The sequence below is a fragment of the Pseudomonas sp. genome (assembly GCF_041601375.1).
Taxonomy (GTDB): domain Bacteria; phylum Pseudomonadota; class Gammaproteobacteria; order Pseudomonadales; family Pseudomonadaceae; genus Aquipseudomonas.
This window is the reverse complement of sequence record NZ_JBFIIG010000073.1, coordinates 1-18,865: the sequence shown is the minus strand read 5'-3', so window position 1 is coordinate 18,865 and position 18,865 is coordinate 1. Positions and strand designations below refer to the sequence as shown.

Genomic DNA, 18,865 nt, shown 5'->3' with positions numbered 1-18,865 from the left:
TCTGGCAGTTCCCTACCGTGTCCATGGGCCTGGGTCCGATCCAGGCAATCTACCAGGCACGCTTCATGAAGTACCTGGAAGCCCGCGGTTTCATCCCGGCCGGCAAGCAGAAAGTCTGGTGCTTCCTCGGCGACGGCGAATGCGACGAGCCGGAATCCCTCGGCGCGATCTCCCTGGCTGGCCGCGAGAAACTCGACAACCTGATCTTCGTCATCAACTGCAACCTGCAGCGCCTCGATGGCCCGGTACGCGGCAACGGCAAGATCATCCAGGAGCTCGAAGGCGTGTTCCGTGGTGGTGGCTGGAACGTCAACAAGGTGGTCTGGGGCCGCTTCTGGGATCCACTGCTGGCCAAGGATGTCGACGGCATCCTGCAGCGCCGCATGGACGAAGTCATCGACGGCGAGTACCAGAACTACAAGGCCAAGGACGGCGCCTTCGTCCGTGAGCACTTTTTCAACAGCCCCGAGCTGAAAGAGATGGTCAAGGACCTCTCCGACGAGGAAATCTGGAAGCTCAACCGTGGCGGTCACGACCCGTACAAGGTCTATGCGGCCTACCACCAGGCGGTCAACCACAAAGAACAGCCGACCGTGATCCTGGCCAAGACCGTCAAGGGTTATGGCACCGGCGCGGGTGAAGCGAAGAACACCGCGCACAACACCAAGAAGGTCGACGTCGACAGCCTCAAGCAGTTCCGCGACCGCTTCGACATTCCGGTGAAAAACGACGAACTGGAAAACCTGCCGTTCATCAAGCCGGAAGAAGGCAGCGCAGAAGCGCGCTACCTGAGCGAGCGCCGTACAGCGCTGGGCGGTTTCGTACCGCAGCGCCGCGCCAAGAGTTTCAGCATCCCGACCCCGCCACTGGACACCCTCAAGGCCATCCTCGACGGCTCCGGCGATCGTGAAGTCTCCACCACCATGGCCTTCGTGCGCATCCTCGCGCAACTGGTCAAGGACAAGGACATCGGCCAGCGCATCGTGCCGATCATCCCGGACGAAGCACGTACCTTCGGCATGGAAGGCATGTTCCGCCAGCTCGGCATCTACTCCTCGGTCGGCCAGCTCTACGAGCCGGTGGACAAAGACCAGGTGATGTTCTACCGCGAGGACAAGAAGGGTCAGATCCTCGAAGAAGGCATCAACGAAGCCGGCGCCATGAGCTCCTTTATCGCCGCGGGCACCAGCTACAGCTGCCATAACCAGCCGATGCTGCCGTTCTACATCTTCTATTCGATGTTCGGCTTCCAGCGTATCGGCGACCTGGCCTGGGCCGCTGGCGACAGCCGCACCCGTGGCTTCCTGATCGGCGGCACCGCCGGGCGCACCACGCTCAACGGCGAAGGCCTGCAGCACGAAGATGGTCACAGCCACATCATGGCCTCGACCATTCCCAACTGCCGAACCTTTGATCCGACCTACGGCTATGAGCTGGCGGTGATCATCCAGGACGGCATGAAGAAGATGACCGAAGAGCAGCAGGACGTCTTCTACTACATCACCGTGATGAACGAGTCCTATCAGCAGCCGGCCATGCCCGCAGGTGTCGAGGAAGGCATCGTCAAGGGCATGTACCTGCTCGAAGAGGACAAGAAGGAAGCCGCCCATCACGTGCAGCTGCTTGGTTCCGGCACCATCCTGCGCGAAGTGCGCGAGGCGGCGAAGATCCTCCGCGAGCAGTTCAACGTCGGCGCCGATGTGTGGAGCGTCACCAGCTTCAACGAACTGCGCCGCGACGGCCTGGCGGTGGAGCGCAACAACCGCCTGCATCCCGAGCAGAAGCCCAAGCTGTCGTATGTCGAGCAGTGCCTGACTGGCCGCCAAGGCCCGATCATTGCCAGCACCGACTACATGAAGCTGTTCGCCGACCAGATTCGCCAATGGGTCCCGAGCAAGGAATACAAGGTGCTGGGCACCGACGGTTTCGGCCGTAGCGACAGCCGCAAGAAACTGCGTCACTTCTTCGAAGTGGATCGCAACTGGGTGGTCCTGGCTGCCCTCGAAGCCCTCGCCGACCGCGGTGATATCGAACCTAAAGTGGTGGCCGAGGCCATCGCCAAGTTCGGCATCAGCCCGGAAAAACTCAACCCACTGGACTGTTAAGGAGACGCACTGTGAGCGAACTAATCCGCGTACCCGATATCGGCAGTGGTGAAGGCGAAGTCATCGAGTTGTTCGTCAAGGTTGGTGATCGCATCGAAGCCGATCAGAGCCTGCTGACCCTCGAATCGGACAAGGCCAGCATGGAAATCCCGGCGCCGAAAGCCGGGGTGGTCAAAAGCCTGAAAGTCAAGCTGGGCGACCGCCTGAAAGAAGGCGACGAACTGCTCGAGCTGGAAGTCGAAGGCGCCAGCGACGCTACCGCGGCTCCGGCTGCAGCAGCGCCCGCGCCTGCCGAAGCCCCCAAGGCAGCCGCTCCGGCACCCGCTGCTGCGGCGCCTGCAGCGTCGTCCGTACAGGACATCCATGTTCCGGACATCGGCTCGGCCGGCAAGGCCAAGGTCATCGAGATCCTGGTCAAGACCGGTGACAGGGTCGAAGCCGACCAGTCGCTGATCACCCTGGAATCCGACAAGGCCAGCATGGAAATCCCCTCGCCGGTTGCCGGCGTGGTGGAAAGTGTCGAGGTCAAGCTGGACGCCGACGTCGGCACCGGCGATCTGATCCTCAAGCTGAAAGTGGCTGGAGCCGCAGCGCCTACAGCGCCGACGGCAGCGCCATCGGCGGAGGTGCATAAAACCCCTCCTGGCGCCGACCCGGCGGTAGTCGCCGAAGTCAACGCCATCGCCAAGTTGGCGGCAGCCGCCGCCAGCGCTGCGGCCGCGCCTGCAGTTACCAGCGGCAACAAGGTGCATGCCGGTCCGGCCGTACGCCAGTTGGCCCGCGACTTCGGCGTCGAACTGTCTGCCGTACCCGGCAGCGGCCCTAAAGGCCGGATCCTCAAGGAAGATGTGCAGGTACACGTCAAGGCGCTGCTGCAGAAGGCCAAGGAGGCGCCCGCTGGCGCCAGCGGCGGCGCCGGCATTCCGCCGATCCCGGTGGTGGACTTCAGCAAGTTCGGCGAAATCGAAGAAGTGGCCATGACCCGCCTGATGCAGGTCGGCGCCGCCAATCTGCACCGCAGCTGGCTCAACGTGCCGCACGTGACCCAGTTCGACTCGGCCGACATCACCGAGCTGGAAGCCTTCCGCGTCGCGCAGAAAGCCGTGGCCGAGAAAGCCGGGGTCAAGCTCACCGTGCTGCCGCTGCTGCTCAAGGCCTGCGCCTTCCTGCTCAAGGAACTGCCGGACTTCAACAGTTCCCTGGCGCCGAGCGGCAAGGCGATCATCCGCAAGAAGTACGTGAACATCGGCTTCGCCGTGGACACCCCGGACGGCCTGCTGGTCCCGGTTATCAAGAACGTCGACCAGAAGAGCCTGTTGCAGCTGGCCGGCGAAGCCGCCGCCCTGGCAGAGAAGGCACGGAGCAAGAAGCTCTCCGCCGACGACATGCAAGGCGCCTGCTTCACCATCTCCAGCCTCGGCCACATTGGCGGCACCGGCTTTACGCCGATCGTCAACGCACCGGAAGTGGCGATTCTCGGCGTGAGCAAGGCGACCATCCAGCCGGTCTGGGATGGCAAGGCGTTCCAGCCCAAGCTGATGCTGCCGCTGTCGCTGTCCTACGACCACCGGGTGATCAACGGCGCCGCTGCCGCGCGCTTTACCAAGCGCCTCAGCGACGTGCTGGCAGACATCCGCAGCATGCTGCTGTAACCCCAAGTTTCAACTTTCGAGCACGCCACGCTCGTCCCTCAACCCCGCCCTGTTTGGCGGGGTTTTTTTTGGGGGGGGGCGCCGTCCCCGTTACCGATTGCGTGCAGCCTCTGGGTTAGCGGCGACTCTCCCCCTAGCAGTATCGCCACCCGCCTCTATCTTCCATCCATCCGCCGAAACCGGGGGTGGTCAACCCGATTCACTGCAAACTGATGCAGATCAAAACCCCCGGCCAAGCACGAGCCCATGGTGAACGTATCGCACCCGCGGTAACGCCATCAGCAGGTTCATGCACGCGTGCAAGGAGGTGACATCATGGCCATTGGCCAATACTGCTGCCGCGAAATAGTCGCGGCGTCCCCCACCGACTCGGTTGCCGCCGCCGCGCGGCTGATGCGCGACTACCATGTCGGCGACCTGGTACTGGTCGAGCCCACCGACGAGGGCGATTTCATGCCGGTGGGCATCATCACCGACCGCGATATCGTGCTCGACCTGGTCGCCAACGACGAGAGCGATCTGAGCCGCGTGGCCGTCGGCGACTTCCAGCGGCGCGAGCTGATCACGGTACAAGAACAGGAGGATGTCTTCGACGTCATCGCCAAGATGCGCCTCGGCGGCGTGCGCCGCCTGCCGGTGGTCGATGAACGGGGCGTGCTGGTCGGCATCATCGCCGCCGACGACCTGCTCGGCGTACTGGCCGACGGCCTGCACGACCTGGCTCGGCTGGCGACCTGCCAGGGTTGGCTGGAAGCCGAACAGCAGCCGTAGTAGCGCCGCCTGCGTCAAGGGAACCCGAGCATGCCTCGCCATCCGCCGGCCACGGCGGTCGACAACCCGCGCATCGCGCAGATCTTCGAGGAGATTGCCGACCTGCTGGAGATGGAGGCCGCCAACCCGTTTCGCATACGCGCCTACCGCAATGCGGCGCGCACGGTACGCAGCCAGGAGCTGTCGTTCGCCGAGCGGATCGCCAGCGGCAGCGCGCTGCCCAAGCTGCCGGGCATCGGTCACGACCTGTCGGAGAAAATCGACGAAATCGTCCGCACGGGCGATTGCGCGCTGCTGCGACGCCTGCAGCGCGAAGTCCCGGCGGGGCTGAGCGAGTTGCTGCACCTGCCCGGCATTGGTCCCAAGCGGGTGCGCCAGCTGTATCAGGAACTGGCCGTCGACTCGCTGGCAAGCCTGCAGCAGGCCCTGGCGGACGACCGGGTGCGGCAGCTGAGCGGCTTCGGCCCGCGCCTGACCGAGCGCCTGCAGCAAGCGGTGAGCGCCAAGACCAGCACCGAGCGACGCTATCTGTTGCCGCAGGCCGCCGCCCAGGCCGAACCCCTGCTGGACTATTTGCGCGGCCTGGCCATGGTCGAGGCCGCCGTCATCGCCGGCAGCTACCGGCGCCGACGCGACACCGTCGGCGACCTGGATATCCTGCTGCAGGCAGATCCAAAAGGCAGCCGGGTAATGGCCGAGGCGCTGCGCTATCCCGCCATCGAGAGGGTCATGGCGGCCGGAGCGACCCGCGCCAGCCTGCGCCTGCATGGCGGCATGCAGGTTGACCTGCGGATCGTCGCCGCCGCCAGTTTTGGTGCGGCCCTGCAGTACTTCACCGGCAGCAAGGCCCACGGCATCGCCCTGCGCCGTCGAGCGCGGGCGCAAGGCTGCAAACTCAACGAGTACGGCCTGTACCGCAACGGCGAGCAGTTGGCCGGGCGTCAAGAAGTGGACATCTACCAGGCCCTGGGCCTGCCCTGGATCCCCCCCGAACTGCGCGAGGATACCGGCGAGATCGTTGCCGCCGAGCACGGCGGCCTGCCCAGGCTGATCGAACTCGACGACTTGCGCGGCGACCTGCATTGCCATACCCGCGCCAGCGACGGCCACAACAGCCTGCGCGAAATGGCCATGGCGGCCCAGCAGCGCGGCTGGCAGTACCTGGCCATCACCGAACATTCGCGGCGCCTGAGCATCGCCCACGGCCTGGACGCCGATCGCCTGCGGCGCCAACTGGACGAAATCGACCGACTCAACGACGAGTTGCAGAGCCTGACGCTGCTCAAGGGCATCGAGGTCGATATCCTCGCCGACGGCACCCTGGACATGCCCGACGCCCTGCTGGCACGCCTGGACATCGTCGTCGGCGCGGTGCACAGCCACTTCAACTTGCCCGTAAAGCAGCAGACACAACGCATCCGCCGCGCCATGGACTCGCGCTACTTCACCATCCTCGCGCACCCGACTGGCCGCCTGCTGCAGGAACGCGAAGGCTACCCGCTGGATATCGAGGCGATCATCGAGCATGCGCAGCAGCGCGGCTGTTACCTGGAGTTGAATGCGCAGCCGCAACGCCTCGACCTGAACGCGCACTATTGCCGGCTGGCCAAGGCGCAAGGCGTGCTCCTGAGTATCGCCTCCGACGCCCATCGCACGGCCGATTTCGACCTGCACAGCTACGGCATCGACCAGGCCCGACGTGGCTGGCTGGAAGCTGAGGACGTGCTCAATAGCCGCAGCCTGGCGCAGTTACTGCGGCTGCTGCGCCAGTCGCGCTGAAGCGGCCGGCGCGCTTGCCGGATCGCTCACTCGCACGCGTAACCCTGCATGTCCAGGGCTTCCAGCAGATGATCCGCGAGGAAGGGATGGGCGATCAGATACTCGGCGGTGCTTGGATTCCAGTCGTCCTGCGCCTGCCCGAGCAATTCCGCCCAGTCCTCCAGCGTACCGTCGCCACGCCCCAGCCAGAGCAAGGCCACGACCTGTTGCTGCTGGTCAGGCTCCAGGTCATCGACGATCGATTTGAACTCGAGGAATACCTCGTCACCCGCATGGTCGGCGAGCGCCTGCAGCGCCCAGTCGTCGCTGGGGCTGATCGGCTGCTCAGGAATGACCACCGCCTCTTTGGCGTGAAACACTCGGGCGAGGGCAATCAGTCGGCAAACAGTTTCGGGATTGACGTCCAGCATCGGTGCACCCCCTTCTCTTCAGCGGTGTCAGCGGTTCACCTCAAGCATCGTCCTGGCCGGTGGATTTTTCCAGCCCCGCCGCCCCCGTGGCGCCAGGCGGTACATCACCTGCACCTCTCAGCCCCTCTGCACCTTGCGGATCAAAAAGCTCAGCGCCTTGGCCAGTTCGGCGGCGCCCTGGTGATCGCGCACGATGGTCAGCAGCGGCTTGCCGTCGACTGGGTTGTACAGCACGCAACTGATGCCGCTGGCTGGGCAGTCGTAACGGATAAACGGGTCGACGCCGAACAGCGCAATGCGCTGGTTGCGCACGGCCACGTCGTTGCCTTGGCCACGGATCTCCTCGCGCACCAGCAGCTCACCGGGCTCGCCAAGGCGCAACTGGTAGAGCAGATCCTGAGGTTGCGCCTGCCCCACCTGGAAGCCGGCGCGCAGGGCGTAGGTGGTCAGCAGCGCATTGCTATGCAGGAGCAGGGCCTGGCGCTCGTCCTGGCTCAGGTACAGGCGCTGCAAATCGGCCAGATAACCGGCCTGTTCGGCGCTGCTCAGCCCCGCTGCCGGCTCGCTGGCCAAGGCCGGCGCTGCAGTCAGGCAACCAAGCAAACACACTGCGTGAATTAGTTTTCTTGTCAGTCGCAAATGCATGATGCACCCTTACTCGACGCTATAGTGAAGTGAGCCCAACCCTCGCCTCAGCCAGCATACTGGAAGCCAGCCGCTTGATGAAAAGCCATACCGATGCAGTGAGCCGGTTAGCCTCCGAGGTTGTGACGCAGTTGCCAGTGCCGTCGAGGCTCGGCATGCTGCGCTTCGAACGGTTGAACGAGGCAAGCTGGACGCTATTATTTATAGACCCGGCCTGCGAACGTCAGTTCGGTATCCCCGCCAGCGAACTCTGCGCACTGTTCGATGCCCCCTATGCCTGCCTGATGGAGCCCGAAGCTCGCCATCGGCTGCATGACAGCATTCAGCTGCAACTGGCGCAGCAAGCGCATTATCTGGTGAATTACACCCTGCATACCGCGCACGGCCCCGTCTGCCTGATGGAAATGGGCGAACCGTTCAAACAACACGGCCGGCACCTGTTGCGCGGCTACCTGATAGCCACCGCCGACACCCGCGCTCCGCTCCCTTCCGCAGCAAGCGGTGCAGAACAAGAGCGCCAACAGCGCTCGCATGCCCAGCAAAGCCTGATCGTGCGCCTGGCACGCCAGCGCTACAGCACCAGCGACCCGCTGCGTGAGGCCGCCGAACTGATCACCCGTACGGCCTGCCACGCCTATGACGTGGCACGGGCGAGCATCTGGATGCTCAATGGTACCAGCCTTGAGCCCGCGGCCCTGTTTCGCCGCGATATAGACCGTCATGAACAGACCATGCCGATCGACATCGGCGAATGCCCCGACTACCTGCGGGCACTGCACGGTGGCCGGGCGATCGATGCCCACGACGCCTCACTCGATCCACGCACCCGTGAGATGTCGGCGAGCTACCTGCACCCCCTGGGCATCGAGGCCATGCTCGATGCCAGCATCCGGGTCGGCGGCGAAGTGGTCGGCGTGCTGTGCCTGGAGCACACCGGCTCTCGGCGCGTCTGGCATGCCGACGAAATTGCCTTTGCCGGCGAACTGGCCGATCAGTACGCGCAAGTGCTGAGCAATCAACAGCGGCGCAGCGCCACCAGCGAACTGCACCTGTTCAAGCGTGCCGTCGAGCAGAGCGCCAGCGCCTTTATCCTGATCGATCGCGACGGGCTGGTGGAGTACGTCAACCCGAGTTTTACCGCCATCACCCTGTACAGCACCGCCGAGGTACAAGGCCGCCGCCTGTCCGAGCTGCCGGCCCTGGAAAACCTCGGCGAGCTGCTCTTCGATGCGCCTGCCAGCCTCTCCGAACACAACAGCTGGCAAGGCGAGTTCAAGAGCCGACGCAAGAACCTCGACCCCTACTGGGGACAATTGTCGATCTCCAAGGTGCATGCCGACGACGGCACCCTGACCCATTACATCGGCATCTACGAAGACATCACCGAAACCAAGCAGGCCCAGCAACGCATCGAACGCCTGGCCTACAGCGACAGCCTCACCGGCCTGGGTAACCGCTACGCCTTCATCCGCGCCCTGGAACGCCGCTTTGCCAGCGATGACGGCAAACCCTTCAGCCTGCTGCTGGTGGACATCGACAATTTCAAGCGGATCAACGACAGCCTCGGCCACCAGACCGGCGACAAGCTGCTCATCAGCCTGGCCCGGCGCCTGCGCAACAGCCTCACGCCTAGCGGCATACTCGCGCGCTTCGCCAGCAACGAATTCGCCATTCTGCTGGAAGCCGCCGACCTAGCCGGCGCCCAACAGCTGGCCCACCAGGTATTGCACACCCTGGACAAGCCACTGTTCGTCGACAACCAATTGATCAGCGTCACCGGCTCGGTGGGCGTAGCCAGCACGCCAGAACACGGGGTGGATCCACAGACCCTGATGAAGCATGCCGGCCTGGCGCTGCACAAGGCCAAGGCCAACGGCAAGCACCAGCTGCAGGTCTTCACCGAGGCCCTGAACGCCGAGGCCGACTACAAACTGTTCGTCGAAAACAACCTGCGCCGCGCGCTGACCCAGAACGAGCTGGAGGTGTTCTACCAACCCAAGCTGTGCCTGAGGACTGGCCAGCTGGTCGGCATGGAGGCGCTGCTGCGCTGGCAGCACCCGGAGAAAGGCATGATCCAGCCGGACCAGTTCATCGGCGTGGCCGAGGAAACCGGGCTGATCATCCCCATCGGCAAATGGGTGGTGCGCCAGGCCTGCCACATGAGCAAGCAGTTGACCGCAGCCGGCCTGGGCCACCTGCAGGTGGCGATCAACCTGTCGCCCAAGCAGTTCTCCGACCCCGACCTGGTAGGCTCGATCGCCGCGATCCTGCACGAGGAGCTGCTGGCGCCACACCTGCTGGAGCTGGAACTGACCGAAAGCCTGCTGCTGGAAGCCACCGACGACACCCGCCACCAACTCAGCCGCCTGAAAAGCCTGGGCCTGACCCTGGCGATGGACGACTTCGGCACCGGCTATTCGTCGCTCAGCTACCTGAAGAAATACCCCATCGACGTGATCAAGATCGACCGCAGCTTCATCAAGGACATCCCGGAAGATCAGGACGACATGGAAATCACCTCGGCAGTGATTGCCATGGCCCATAAGCTCAAGCTCAAGGTGGTCGCCGAAGGCATCGAAACCGCCGCGCAACTGGGCTTCCTCCGGCGCCAGCACTGCGACATCGGCCAGGGCTACCTGTTCGACCGGCCGATCGCCGCCGGCGAACTGATCGCCAGACTGCAGCGCTATCCCTGCCGGAGTTAAACTGCCTGTAACGCCGCAGCCAGGCGGCAGTCTATCTACATATATGCCCACGCCGAGGAAATGGCCCATGGTTCTGCGTTCGCAAATTCTTGCCCACCAACTCGAACTGCCCAGCGCCGAGCAGGCTCTGCCCGGCCGCGAGACGCCGCTGCCCGTACCGGACGCCCATTACGTCAACGGTCACCCGTTGCAGGGGCCTTTCCCCGCTGGCATGCAGCAGGCAGTCTTCGCCCTCGGCTGTTTCTGGGGCGCCGAACGACGTTTCTGGCAGCAACCGGGGGTGTGGACCACCGCCGTCGGCTACGCCGGCGGCCATACGCCCAACCCGACCTACGAGGAAACCTGCTCCGGCCTGACCGGCCACACCGAAGCGGTACTGGTGGTGTTCGACCCGCAACAGACCAGTTACGAGGCGCTGCTGAAAGTCTTCTGGGAGTCGCACAACCCGACCCAGGGCATGCGCCAGGGCAACGACAGCGGCAGCCAGTACCGCTCGGCGATCTACTGCTACGGCGCCGCGCAACTGGCCGCCGCCAAAGCCAGCCAGGCGCAGTTTCAAGCCGAGCTGGAACAGGCCGGCTTCGGCCCCATCACCACCGAGATCGCCGAGGCCCCGCCCTTCTACTACGCCGAGGCCTACCACCAGCAATACCTGGCGAAGAACCCCGGCGGCTATTGCGGCCTGGGCGGCACCGGGGTGTGCTTGCCGGCGTAGCCGGCAGCTGCAAGCCTTGCAGGGTGGGTGCAACCCGCCACAATTCAAGAAAGCACGGCGGGTTGCACCCGCCCTACGAGTTCAGGACGTCGGGCGGAGTGCTGCGCACTCCCTGTTGGGCTTCGTCGGTGCGCTCCTCAACCCAACCTACCGCCTGCAGCTTGCTCCTCGATCAGCCAGTCCATGCGCCAGCCGGCCTGGCTTTGCCCGAGCAGCGTGGTCAGCCAGGGCAGGACCTGCTTGAGTTCGTCCTCCAGACCCCAGGGCGGGTTGCTGATCACCAGGCCGGAACCGTTCAGGCGCTGTGCGTCCTCGGCGGGATGCACATAGAGCTCGATGCGCAGCAGCTTGGGCGCGTTGCTCTTTTCCAGGTCGCGGTAGAAGCGCCGGAGCTGGCCCAGTTCCTTGATCGGGTACCAGATCGCCACCACCGCCTGACGCATCCGGCCGATGGCCTCGTTCAACGCCTGCACGCAGCGTTCCTGTTCGTCGGCCTGCTCGAAGGGCGGGTCGATCAGCAGCAGCACGCGCTTCTCGCGGGTCGGCAGCAAGGCGCGCGGCACATGCCAGCCTTCGCCCAGGTGCACGGCGACGCGCCGGTCGCCGGCCATGTTTTCCTTGAGCAGGCGACCGTCTTCCGGGTGCTTCTCGTTGAGGTGCAGGCGATCCTGTTCGCGCGTCAGCAGGCGCGCCAGTTCCGGCGAGCCGGGATAATGGCGCAGCACGCCATCGGGGTTCATGGCGCGGATCACTTCCAGGTAGTCGACCAGTTGATCCGGCACCTCCTCGGCCTGCCACAGGCGGGCGATGCCTTGCAGCCACTCGCCGGTGCGGCTGGCCTGATCGCCCTGCAGGTCGTACAGGCCGACACCGGCGTGGCTGTCGAGGTAGGCGAACGGCGCCTCCTTGCGCGACAGCAGAGCGATCAGACGGCTGAGAATGTAGTGTTTCAGCACGTCGGCGTGGTTGCCGGCGTGGAAGGCATGGCGGTAGTTCATGGGCGGACTCCTGTGGCCGCGCAGTTTAACAGGCCGCCATGCACTGCCGCGCCGGCATTTGCGCTGGCCAGTGCCAGCTGCAACTGGCTATGGTGATGCCTCCTGACCAACGGAACCTCATGGAGCGCAACCTTATGCCACTGCAACGCCTGTTGGGCATCGACCTTCCCTTGATCCAGGCCCCCATGGCCGGGGTGCAGAATCATGCGCTGGCGGCGGCCGTGTCGAACGCCGGCGGCCTCGGCTCGCTGCCCTGCGCCCTGCTCGACGCGGCCGGGTTGCGCGCAGAGCTGGCGGCGCTGGCGGCCAAGACCGCCAAGCCCTACAACCTCAACTTCTTCTGCCACACCCCGCCACCCGCCGATGCTGCGCGCGAGGCAGCCTGGCGTGAAGCCCTGCGCCCTTACTATAGCGAGTTAGGCATCGACCCGGCCGATATCGCCAGCGGCCCCGGTCGCCAGCCATTCAGTGCCGAGCTGGCCGAGGTGCTGGAAGAGTTCCGTCCGGCGGTAGTGAGTTTCCATTTCGGCCTGCCGAGCGCGGAACTCCTGGCCCGCGTCAAAGCCTGCGGAGCAAGGATCCTCAGTTCGGCGACCACGCTCGAGGAGGCCCTGTGGCTTGAGGAACAGGGCGTCGATGCGCTGATCGCCCAGGGCCTGGAAGCCGGTGGTCATCGCGGGCACTTCCTCGACATGGACATCAGCCGCCAGCTCGGCACCTTCGCCCTACTGCCGCAGATCGTGGACGCGGTGCGCCTGCCGGTGATCGCCGCGGGCGGCATTGCCGATGCCCAGGGCATCCGTGCGGCCATGGCCCTGGGCGCGGCCGGGGTGCAGATCGGCACGGCGTACCTCTGCTGTCCGGAGACGACCACCAGCGCCCTGCACCGCGCCGCCCTGCAGAGCCCGCAGGCGCGGCATACCGCCCTGACCAACCTGTTCAGCGGCCGCCCGGCGCGGGGGATCGTCAACCGGCTGATGCGTGAACTGGGACCGATCAGCATGCTGGCACCGGACTTCCCCCTGGCCACTGCCGCCATCGCCCCCTTGCGCGCCAAGGCGGAAAGCCAGGGCAGCGGCGACTTCTCGCCGCTCTGGGCCGGACAGAATGTCAGCGGCTGCAAGCGCATCGGCGCCGCCGAACTGACCGCCGAACTGGCCAGAGGCTTTGCCCCGTGGCCCGGATAAAGCACGGCAGGCGCAGTAATCCGCGAGCTGTTCCCGGATTGCGCCACGGCTAATCCGGGCTACCCCCACCCCGGGCCGCACCCGGCCCAACGGCCCGTTATCACGCTTGTTGATAGTGCTGGGAGCCGCGCCTAGGCCTGCTTAGACTCGGCGCATACTATCCGGAGGTTTACCCATGTCCGAGTCCCTGCTCAGTTCCCGCAACCTGGCCTTCGAACTTTATGAAGTGCTCGACGCCGAAGCCCTGATCCAGCGCGAGCGCTTCGCCGATCACAGCCGCGAGACCTTCGATGCGGCCATCGACACCGCGCGCAGCATCGCCGAAAACCTGTTCGCCCCGCATAACCGCAAGAGCGACGAGCACGAGCCCGAGTACGTCGACGGCGCCGCGGTGCTGATCCCCGAGGTCAAGCCGGCGGTCGACGCCTTCCTCGAGGCGGGCTTCCTCAATGCCACAAGAGACTTCGAAACTGGCGGTATGCAGTTGCCCAACCTGCTGTCCCAGGCCTGCTTCGCCCACTTCCAGTCGGCCAACGCAGGGACCATCGCCTACCCGTTCCTGACCATGGGCGCGGCCAACCTGATCGAGGCTTTCGGCAATCCAGAGCAGAAGCAGCGCTTCCTGCAGCCGATGATCGACGGCCGCTTCTTCGGCACCATGGCCCTGACCGAGCCGCATGCCGGCTCATCGCTGTCGGATCTGCGCACCCGCGCCGAACCGGCCGGCGACGGCACTTACCGGCTCAAGGGCAACAAGATCTTCATCTCCGGCGGCGACCATGCGCTATCGGAAAACATCGTGCACATGGTCCTGGCCAAGCTGCCGGACGCACCGCCCGGGGTGAAGGGCATCTCGCTGTTTATCGTGCCCAAGTTCCTGGTCAACGATGATGGCTCCCTGGGCAAGCGCAACGACGTGATCCTCGCCGGCCTGTTCCACAAGATGGGTTTTCGCGGCACCACCTCCACCGCACTGAACTTCGGTGATAACGGCGAGTGCGTCGGCTATCTGGTGGGCAAGCCGCATGCCGGCCTTTCCTACATGTTCCAGATGATGAACGAGGCGCGCATCGGCGTCGGCATGGGCGCGGTGATGCTCGGCTACGCCGGCTACCTGTACTCGCTCGATTACGCGCGCCAGCGCCCGCAAGGTCGCCTGCCGGATGGCAAGGATCCGACCTCGAGCCAGGTGGCGATCATCGAGCACGCCGACGTGCGGCGCATGCTGCTCACGCAGAAGGCCTATGTCGAAGGCGCCTTCGACCTCGGCCTGTATGCCGCGCGCCTGTTCGATGACACCCAGACCCTGGAAACCGCAGAGCAGCGGCGTACCGCCCTGGAACTGCTGGATCTGCTGACCCCGATCGTCAAGTCCTGGCCGTCGGAGTTCTGCCTCAAGGCCAACGAGCTGGCGATCCAGATTCTCGGCGGCCACGGCTACACCCGCGATTACCCGGTGGAGCAGTACTACCGCGACAACCGCCTCAACCCGATCCACGAAGGCACCCACGGCATCCAGTCGCTCGACCTGCTCGGGCGCAAGGTGTCGATGAACGGCGGTGCGGCGCTCAAGCAACTGGTCAAGCTGATCCAGGACAGCTGCCAGCAGGCCAGCGAACACGAGTCGCTGAACGCCCTGCGTCAGCCCCTGGAGCAACTGCTGGCGCGCCTGTCGGCGGTGACCCTGGCGCTGCTGGGCGACCTGCAGAGCGGCAAGGTCAATGAAGGTCTGGCCAACTCGGCGCTGTACCTGAACGTCTTCGGCCATATGGTGATCGGCTGGCGCTGGCTGGAGCAGGCGATCAAGGCCGAACAGGGCCTGGCGGCCGGCAATCCAGCGGATAGCGACTTCTATAAAGGCAAGCTGCAGGCCGCACGTTACTTCCTGACCTGGGAAGTGCCGGGCTGCCACCATGCACTGGAGATTCTCGAAACGCGTGACGACACCTGCCTGGGCATGCAGGACGCCTGGTTCTAAGATAGCCAGGGCGAGTCAAGCAACGCCTCGCTTACGCGGGGCGTTTTTTTTGACAGCTGGGTAAAAACGCAGGTTAGAATCGCTGGCACGCACCATGCATATCGGTGCGATCGCCTTTCGACCCGGAGCACCTCCTTGGACGCCAGCACCATCAATAATCTGTTCTTGATCGGTGCATTGCTGGTGGCCTTGAGCATTCTGGTCAGCGCCTTCGGCGCACGCTTCGGCATTCCCATCCTGGTGATCTTCCTCGCGGTCGGCATGCTCGCCGGCACCGACGGTCCCGGCGGCATCCTCTTCGACAATTACCCACTGGCCTACCTGGTGGGCAACCTGGCCCTGGCGATCATCCTGCTCGATGGCGGCATGCGTACCCGCGTCTCCAGTTTCCGCGTGGCCCTGTGGCCCTCCCTGTCGCTGGCCACGGTGGGGGTGCTGATCACCGCCGGGCTGACCGGCATGGCCGCCGCCTGGCTGTTCGACCTGAGCTGGATGGAGGGGTTGCTGATCGGCGCCATCGTCGGCTCCACCGACGCCGCCGCGGTATTCAGCCTGCTCGGCGGGCGCGGCCTCAACGAACGGGTCAGCGCCACCCTGGAAATCGAATCCGGCAGCAACGACCCCATGGCGGTGTTCCTCACCGTCACCCTGATCGCCATGCTTGCCAGCGGCCAGGATGGCTTGAGCTGGTCGCTGCTCCTGCAATTGCTCCAGCAATTCGGCATAGGCGCACTGTTTGGCCTGGGCGGCGGCTGGCTGCTGCTCAACCTGGTCAACCGCATGGAACTGGCCAACGGCCTCTATCCCCTGCTGGTGGTCAGCGGCGGGCTGATCATCTTCGCCATCACCAATGCCGTGGGCGGTAGCGGCATCCTGGCCATCTACCTGTGCGGCCTGCTGCTCGGCTATCGGCCGATCCGCTCCCGACACGGCATCCTGCACATGCTCGACGGCCTGGCCTGGCTGGCGCAGATCGGCATGTTCCTGGTGCTCGGCCTGCTGGTCACGCCCCGTGAACTGCTGCCGATTGCCCTGCCGGCCCTCGGCCTGGCCCTGTGGATGATCCTGTTCGCCCGACCGCTATCGATTTTTATCGGCCTGCTGCCCTTCAAGGGTTTCCATGACCGCGAGCGCGCCTTCATCGCCTGGGTCGGCTTGCGTGGCGCGGTGCCGATCATCCTCGCGGTGTTCCCGCTGATGGCCGGCCTGGCGAATGCCCAGCTGTTCTTCAACGTGGCCTTCTTCATCGTCCTGGTCTCCCTGCTGCTGCAGGGCACCAGCCTGCCCTGGGCGGCCAAGCTGCTGCGCGTCACCGTGCCGTCGGAGCCGGTCCCGGTGTCGCGCGCCGGCTTGGACGTGCACCCGACCAGCCAGTGGGAGCTGTTCATCTACCGCCTGGGCGCGGAAAAATGGTGCATCGGCGCCGCCCTGCGCGAACTGAAGATGCCCGAAGGCACGCGCATCGCCGCGTTGTTCCGCGGCAAGGAACTGCTCCACCCCTCCGGCAGCACCAAGCTGCAGGCCGGCGACCTGCTCTGCGTGGTTGGCCACGAACACGACCTGCCAGCCCTGGGCAAACTGTTCAGCCAGGCCCCCAAGCGTGGCCAGGATCTGCGCTTTTTCGGCGATTTCGTCCTCGAAGGCGATGCCGAACTCGACGCCGTGGCGGCGCTCTATGGTCTTAAGCTGGATGGCATCAACAGCCAGCAGAGCCTGGGGCGGTTCATCGCCCATGAAATCGGCGGGGAACCGGTGATTGGCGACCAGGTCGAATGGCAGGGCCTGACCTGGACGGTGGCGGCGATGGAAGGTAACAAGATCCGTAAAGTCGGGGTCAAATTTCCCGAAGGCAGTCGTCCGGGGCCCGGCCAGTTCCTCTGACGGCCTGCGGCAAACCTCCTGCATCAAGCCATTCAGCAGCCTGTTAAACTCAGCGTCTTTTCGAGCCGCCCGATCGTGACCATGGTCTCTTTACGCACCTGTCTTGCCGTACTTCTGCTCGGGCTTTGCCTGAATACGTCCTTGAGCCTCGCCGCCGAGTCGCCGCTACGCGCCGATGTGCAGCGCAGTCTGGAGAACCTGGCCGAGCGCAAACTGCCGGAAGGCGAGCAATCGACCCTCAAGCAGACCCTGGAGAAAACCCTCGAGCTGCTCAATCAGCAAGCCGACAGCGAAAAACGCCTGGCCGATCTCAAGAAGCAACTCGAGCAGGCGCCGCAACTGATCAGTGAAGCGCAGCGTGAACTGACCCGTCTCAAGGCCAGTGAACCTACCCCGATCGCCCAACGCTATGCCGATACGGCGGCGCCGCAACTGGAGCAACTGCTCAGCGAGCGCAGCGCTCAGTTGAACGACTGGCAGAAACAGATCATCGATGCCAACAGCCTGATCATCACCGCGCAGACCCGTCCCGAACGGGCGCAGACGGAGATCAGCAACAACCAGACGCGTATTCAGGAGATCAACAACGCCCTGAAAAACGGTAAGGAAGACGGTAAATCGCTGACCGCCGAACGGCGCGACCTGCTCAACGCCGAACTCGCCGCGCTGAATGCGAAAAACCTGCTGCGGCGCGAGGAGCTGGCGGGCAACAACCTATTGCAGGATCTGGGAAGCAGCCAGCGCGACCTGCTCGATGAGCGAATCAAACGCCTGGATCAGGAGCTGCTCGACCTGCAATCGCTGATCAACCAGAAACGCCGCGCGCTGTCCGAAAAAACCGTCGCCGAACAATCGATCGAGGCGCAGAAGGCCGGCTCAGACAAGCTCCTGACCAGCGTCAGCATCCGCAACCTCAAGCTGTCCGACTACCTGCTGCGCGCCACCGAGCGCCTCAATCAACTGACCCAGCAGAACCTGCAGACCCGTCAGCAACTGGACGCCCTCAATCAGATCGACCAGGCCCTGGATGAACAGATCGACGTGCTGCAGGGCAGCCTGCTGCTGTCGAAAATCCTCTACCAGCAAAAGCAGGCCTTGCCCAAGCTGGCGCTGGATAACGGCCTGGCCAATGAAATCGCCGACATCCGTCTCTACCAGTTCGAGCTGAACCAGCAGCGTGAGCAGCTCAGCAACCCCGGCGTCTATGTCGATCAGTTGCTCGCCAAGCAACCCGCCGAAAACGTCAGCGCCGAATTACGCACGGCCCTGCTCGACCTGATGGAGACGCGGCGCGGGCTGCTGGAACGCCTCAATCGCGAGCTCAATGCGTTGCTCAACGAGTCGATCACCCTGCAGCTCAACCAGAAGCAGCTGCAAAGCAGCGCCCGTACCCTGCGCGAGACCCTGGATGAGCAGATGTTCTGGATCCCCAGCAACAAGCCACTGGATCTCGACTGGTTCACCAGCGTGCCGCGCCTGCTGGAACGGCAGATAGACGACCTGCCATGGGGTTCCAGTCTGCGCGAGCTGGGTGCCGGCCTGATCGAGCGTCCGCTGTTGTTTCTGCCGCTGCTGTTGCTGATCGGCCTGCTGCTGTGGAAGCGCGGCTACCTGTACCGCAAGCTCAACGAGCTGCACCAGGACATCGGCCACTTCAAGCGTGACAGCCAGCTGCATACGCCCCTGGCCATTCTCCTCAACCTGCTGCTGGCGCTGCCCGGCACCCTGTTCCTGGCCCTGTGCGGCTTCGCCCTGCAGATGGACGCCCGCGGGCAGAACGTCAACCTCGGTGCGGCCATGTTCGAGATGGCCCAGGCCTGGCTGGTGTTCTACACCCTCTACCGGGTGCTCGCTCCGGGCGGGGTGGCCGAGCTGCATTTCCGCTGGCCGCGCGCGCAGGTGATTTTCCTCCATCGGCAGATTCGCCGTCTCGGCCTGGTGGTCATGGCCCTGGCCGGCGTGGTCGCCGTGGCCGAGCACCAGCCCGCTGCCCTGGCCGAAGATGTCATCGGTATCGGCGTGGTGCTGGCCTGTTACGG

At 64.6% G+C, this 18,865-nt stretch carries 12 protein-coding genes and 1 pseudogene; 10 read left to right on the top strand and 3 right to left on the bottom strand.

What is annotated here, in order from left to right; all coding sequences use genetic code 11:
* The 4 genes from aceE to polX all read left to right on the top strand — a co-directional run.
* Positions 1-2,105 (top strand): pyruvate dehydrogenase (acetyl-transferring), homodimeric type (gene aceE, locus ABZE94_RS11650; protein ID WP_372875682.1); only part of this gene is annotated, 2,105 nt, incomplete at its 5' end.
* Between the two features lie 11 nt (positions 2,106-2,116).
* Positions 2,117-3,757: a dihydrolipoyllysine-residue acetyltransferase gene (gene aceF, locus ABZE94_RS11645; protein ID WP_372875681.1), complete on the top strand. Its 1,641-nt coding sequence runs from the start codon at positions 2,117-2,119 to the stop codon at positions 3,755-3,757.
* A 315-nt stretch (positions 3,758-4,072) separates the two neighbouring features.
* Positions 4,073-4,528: a CBS domain-containing protein gene (locus ABZE94_RS11640; protein ID WP_372875680.1), complete on the top strand. Its 456-nt coding sequence runs from the start codon at positions 4,073-4,075 to the stop codon at positions 4,526-4,528.
* Between the two features lie 30 nt (positions 4,529-4,558).
* Entirely contained in the window at positions 4,559-6,307 is a 1,749-nt protein-coding gene (gene polX, locus ABZE94_RS11635; RefSeq protein ID WP_372875679.1) for a DNA polymerase/3'-5' exonuclease PolX, read from the top strand.
* 26 nt (positions 6,308-6,333) lie between these two features.
* On the opposite strand, the gene ABZE94_RS11630 is transcribed toward polX, so the two are convergent.
* Both ABZE94_RS11630 and ABZE94_RS11625 read right to left on the bottom strand, forming a co-directional pair.
* Positions 6,334-6,717, bottom strand: a complete 384-nt coding sequence (locus ABZE94_RS11630; protein ID WP_372875678.1) for a DUF3775 domain-containing protein — start codon at positions 6,715-6,717, stop codon at positions 6,334-6,336.
* Positions 6,718-6,834: 117 nt separating this feature from the next.
* Positions 6,835-7,362 carry a hypothetical protein gene (locus ABZE94_RS11625; protein ID WP_372875677.1) on the bottom strand — a complete coding sequence of 176 codons (528 nt, stop codon included), beginning with the start codon at positions 7,360-7,362 and terminating at the stop codon, positions 6,835-6,837.
* A gap of 77 nt (positions 7,363-7,439) precedes the next feature.
* On the opposite strand from ABZE94_RS11625, the gene ABZE94_RS11620 reads away from it, so the two are divergent.
* Both ABZE94_RS11620 and msrA read left to right on the top strand, forming a co-directional pair.
* Positions 7,440-10,067 carry a putative bifunctional diguanylate cyclase/phosphodiesterase gene (locus ABZE94_RS11620; protein ID WP_372875676.1) on the top strand — a complete coding sequence of 876 codons (2,628 nt, stop codon included), beginning with the start codon at positions 7,440-7,442 and terminating at the stop codon, positions 10,065-10,067.
* A 67-nt stretch (positions 10,068-10,134) separates the two neighbouring features.
* Complete coding sequence (msrA, locus tag ABZE94_RS11615; protein ID WP_372875675.1) at positions 10,135-10,782, top strand: peptide-methionine (S)-S-oxide reductase MsrA; 648 nt, start codon at positions 10,135-10,137, stop codon at positions 10,780-10,782.
* 137 nt (positions 10,783-10,919) lie between these two features.
* Here msrA and ABZE94_RS11610 read toward each other — a convergent pair whose 3' ends face one another.
* Positions 10,920-11,780, bottom strand: coding sequence for a 23S rRNA (adenine(2030)-N(6))-methyltransferase RlmJ (locus tag ABZE94_RS11610; protein WP_372875674.1), 861 nt, complete (start codon positions 11,778-11,780; stop codon positions 10,920-10,922).
* A gap of 134 nt (positions 11,781-11,914) precedes the next feature.
* Here ABZE94_RS11610 and ABZE94_RS11605 point away from each other — a divergent pair, with 134 nt between their 5' ends.
* From ABZE94_RS11605 to ABZE94_RS11590, 4 genes and pseudogenes are all read left to right on the top strand, one after another.
* On the top strand, positions 11,915-12,967 hold the full coding sequence (locus tag ABZE94_RS11605; RefSeq protein ID WP_372875673.1) for an NAD(P)H-dependent flavin oxidoreductase: 1,053 nt from the start codon (positions 11,915-11,917) through the stop codon (positions 12,965-12,967).
* A 175-nt stretch (positions 12,968-13,142) separates the two neighbouring features.
* Positions 13,143-14,945 (top strand): acyl-CoA dehydrogenase, encoded by a 1,803-nt coding sequence (locus tag ABZE94_RS11600; protein ID WP_372875672.1) that lies wholly within the window; start codon positions 13,143-13,145, stop codon positions 14,943-14,945.
* Between the two features lie 135 nt (positions 14,946-15,080).
* Positions 15,081-16,826: a potassium/proton antiporter gene (locus ABZE94_RS11595; protein ID WP_372875671.1), complete on the top strand. Its 1,746-nt coding sequence runs from the start codon at positions 15,081-15,083 to the stop codon at positions 16,824-16,826.
* A gap of 81 nt (positions 16,827-16,907) precedes the next feature.
* Positions 16,908-18,865 (top strand): annotated as a pseudogene (locus ABZE94_RS11590) (mechanosensitive channel MscK); the annotation flags it as partial.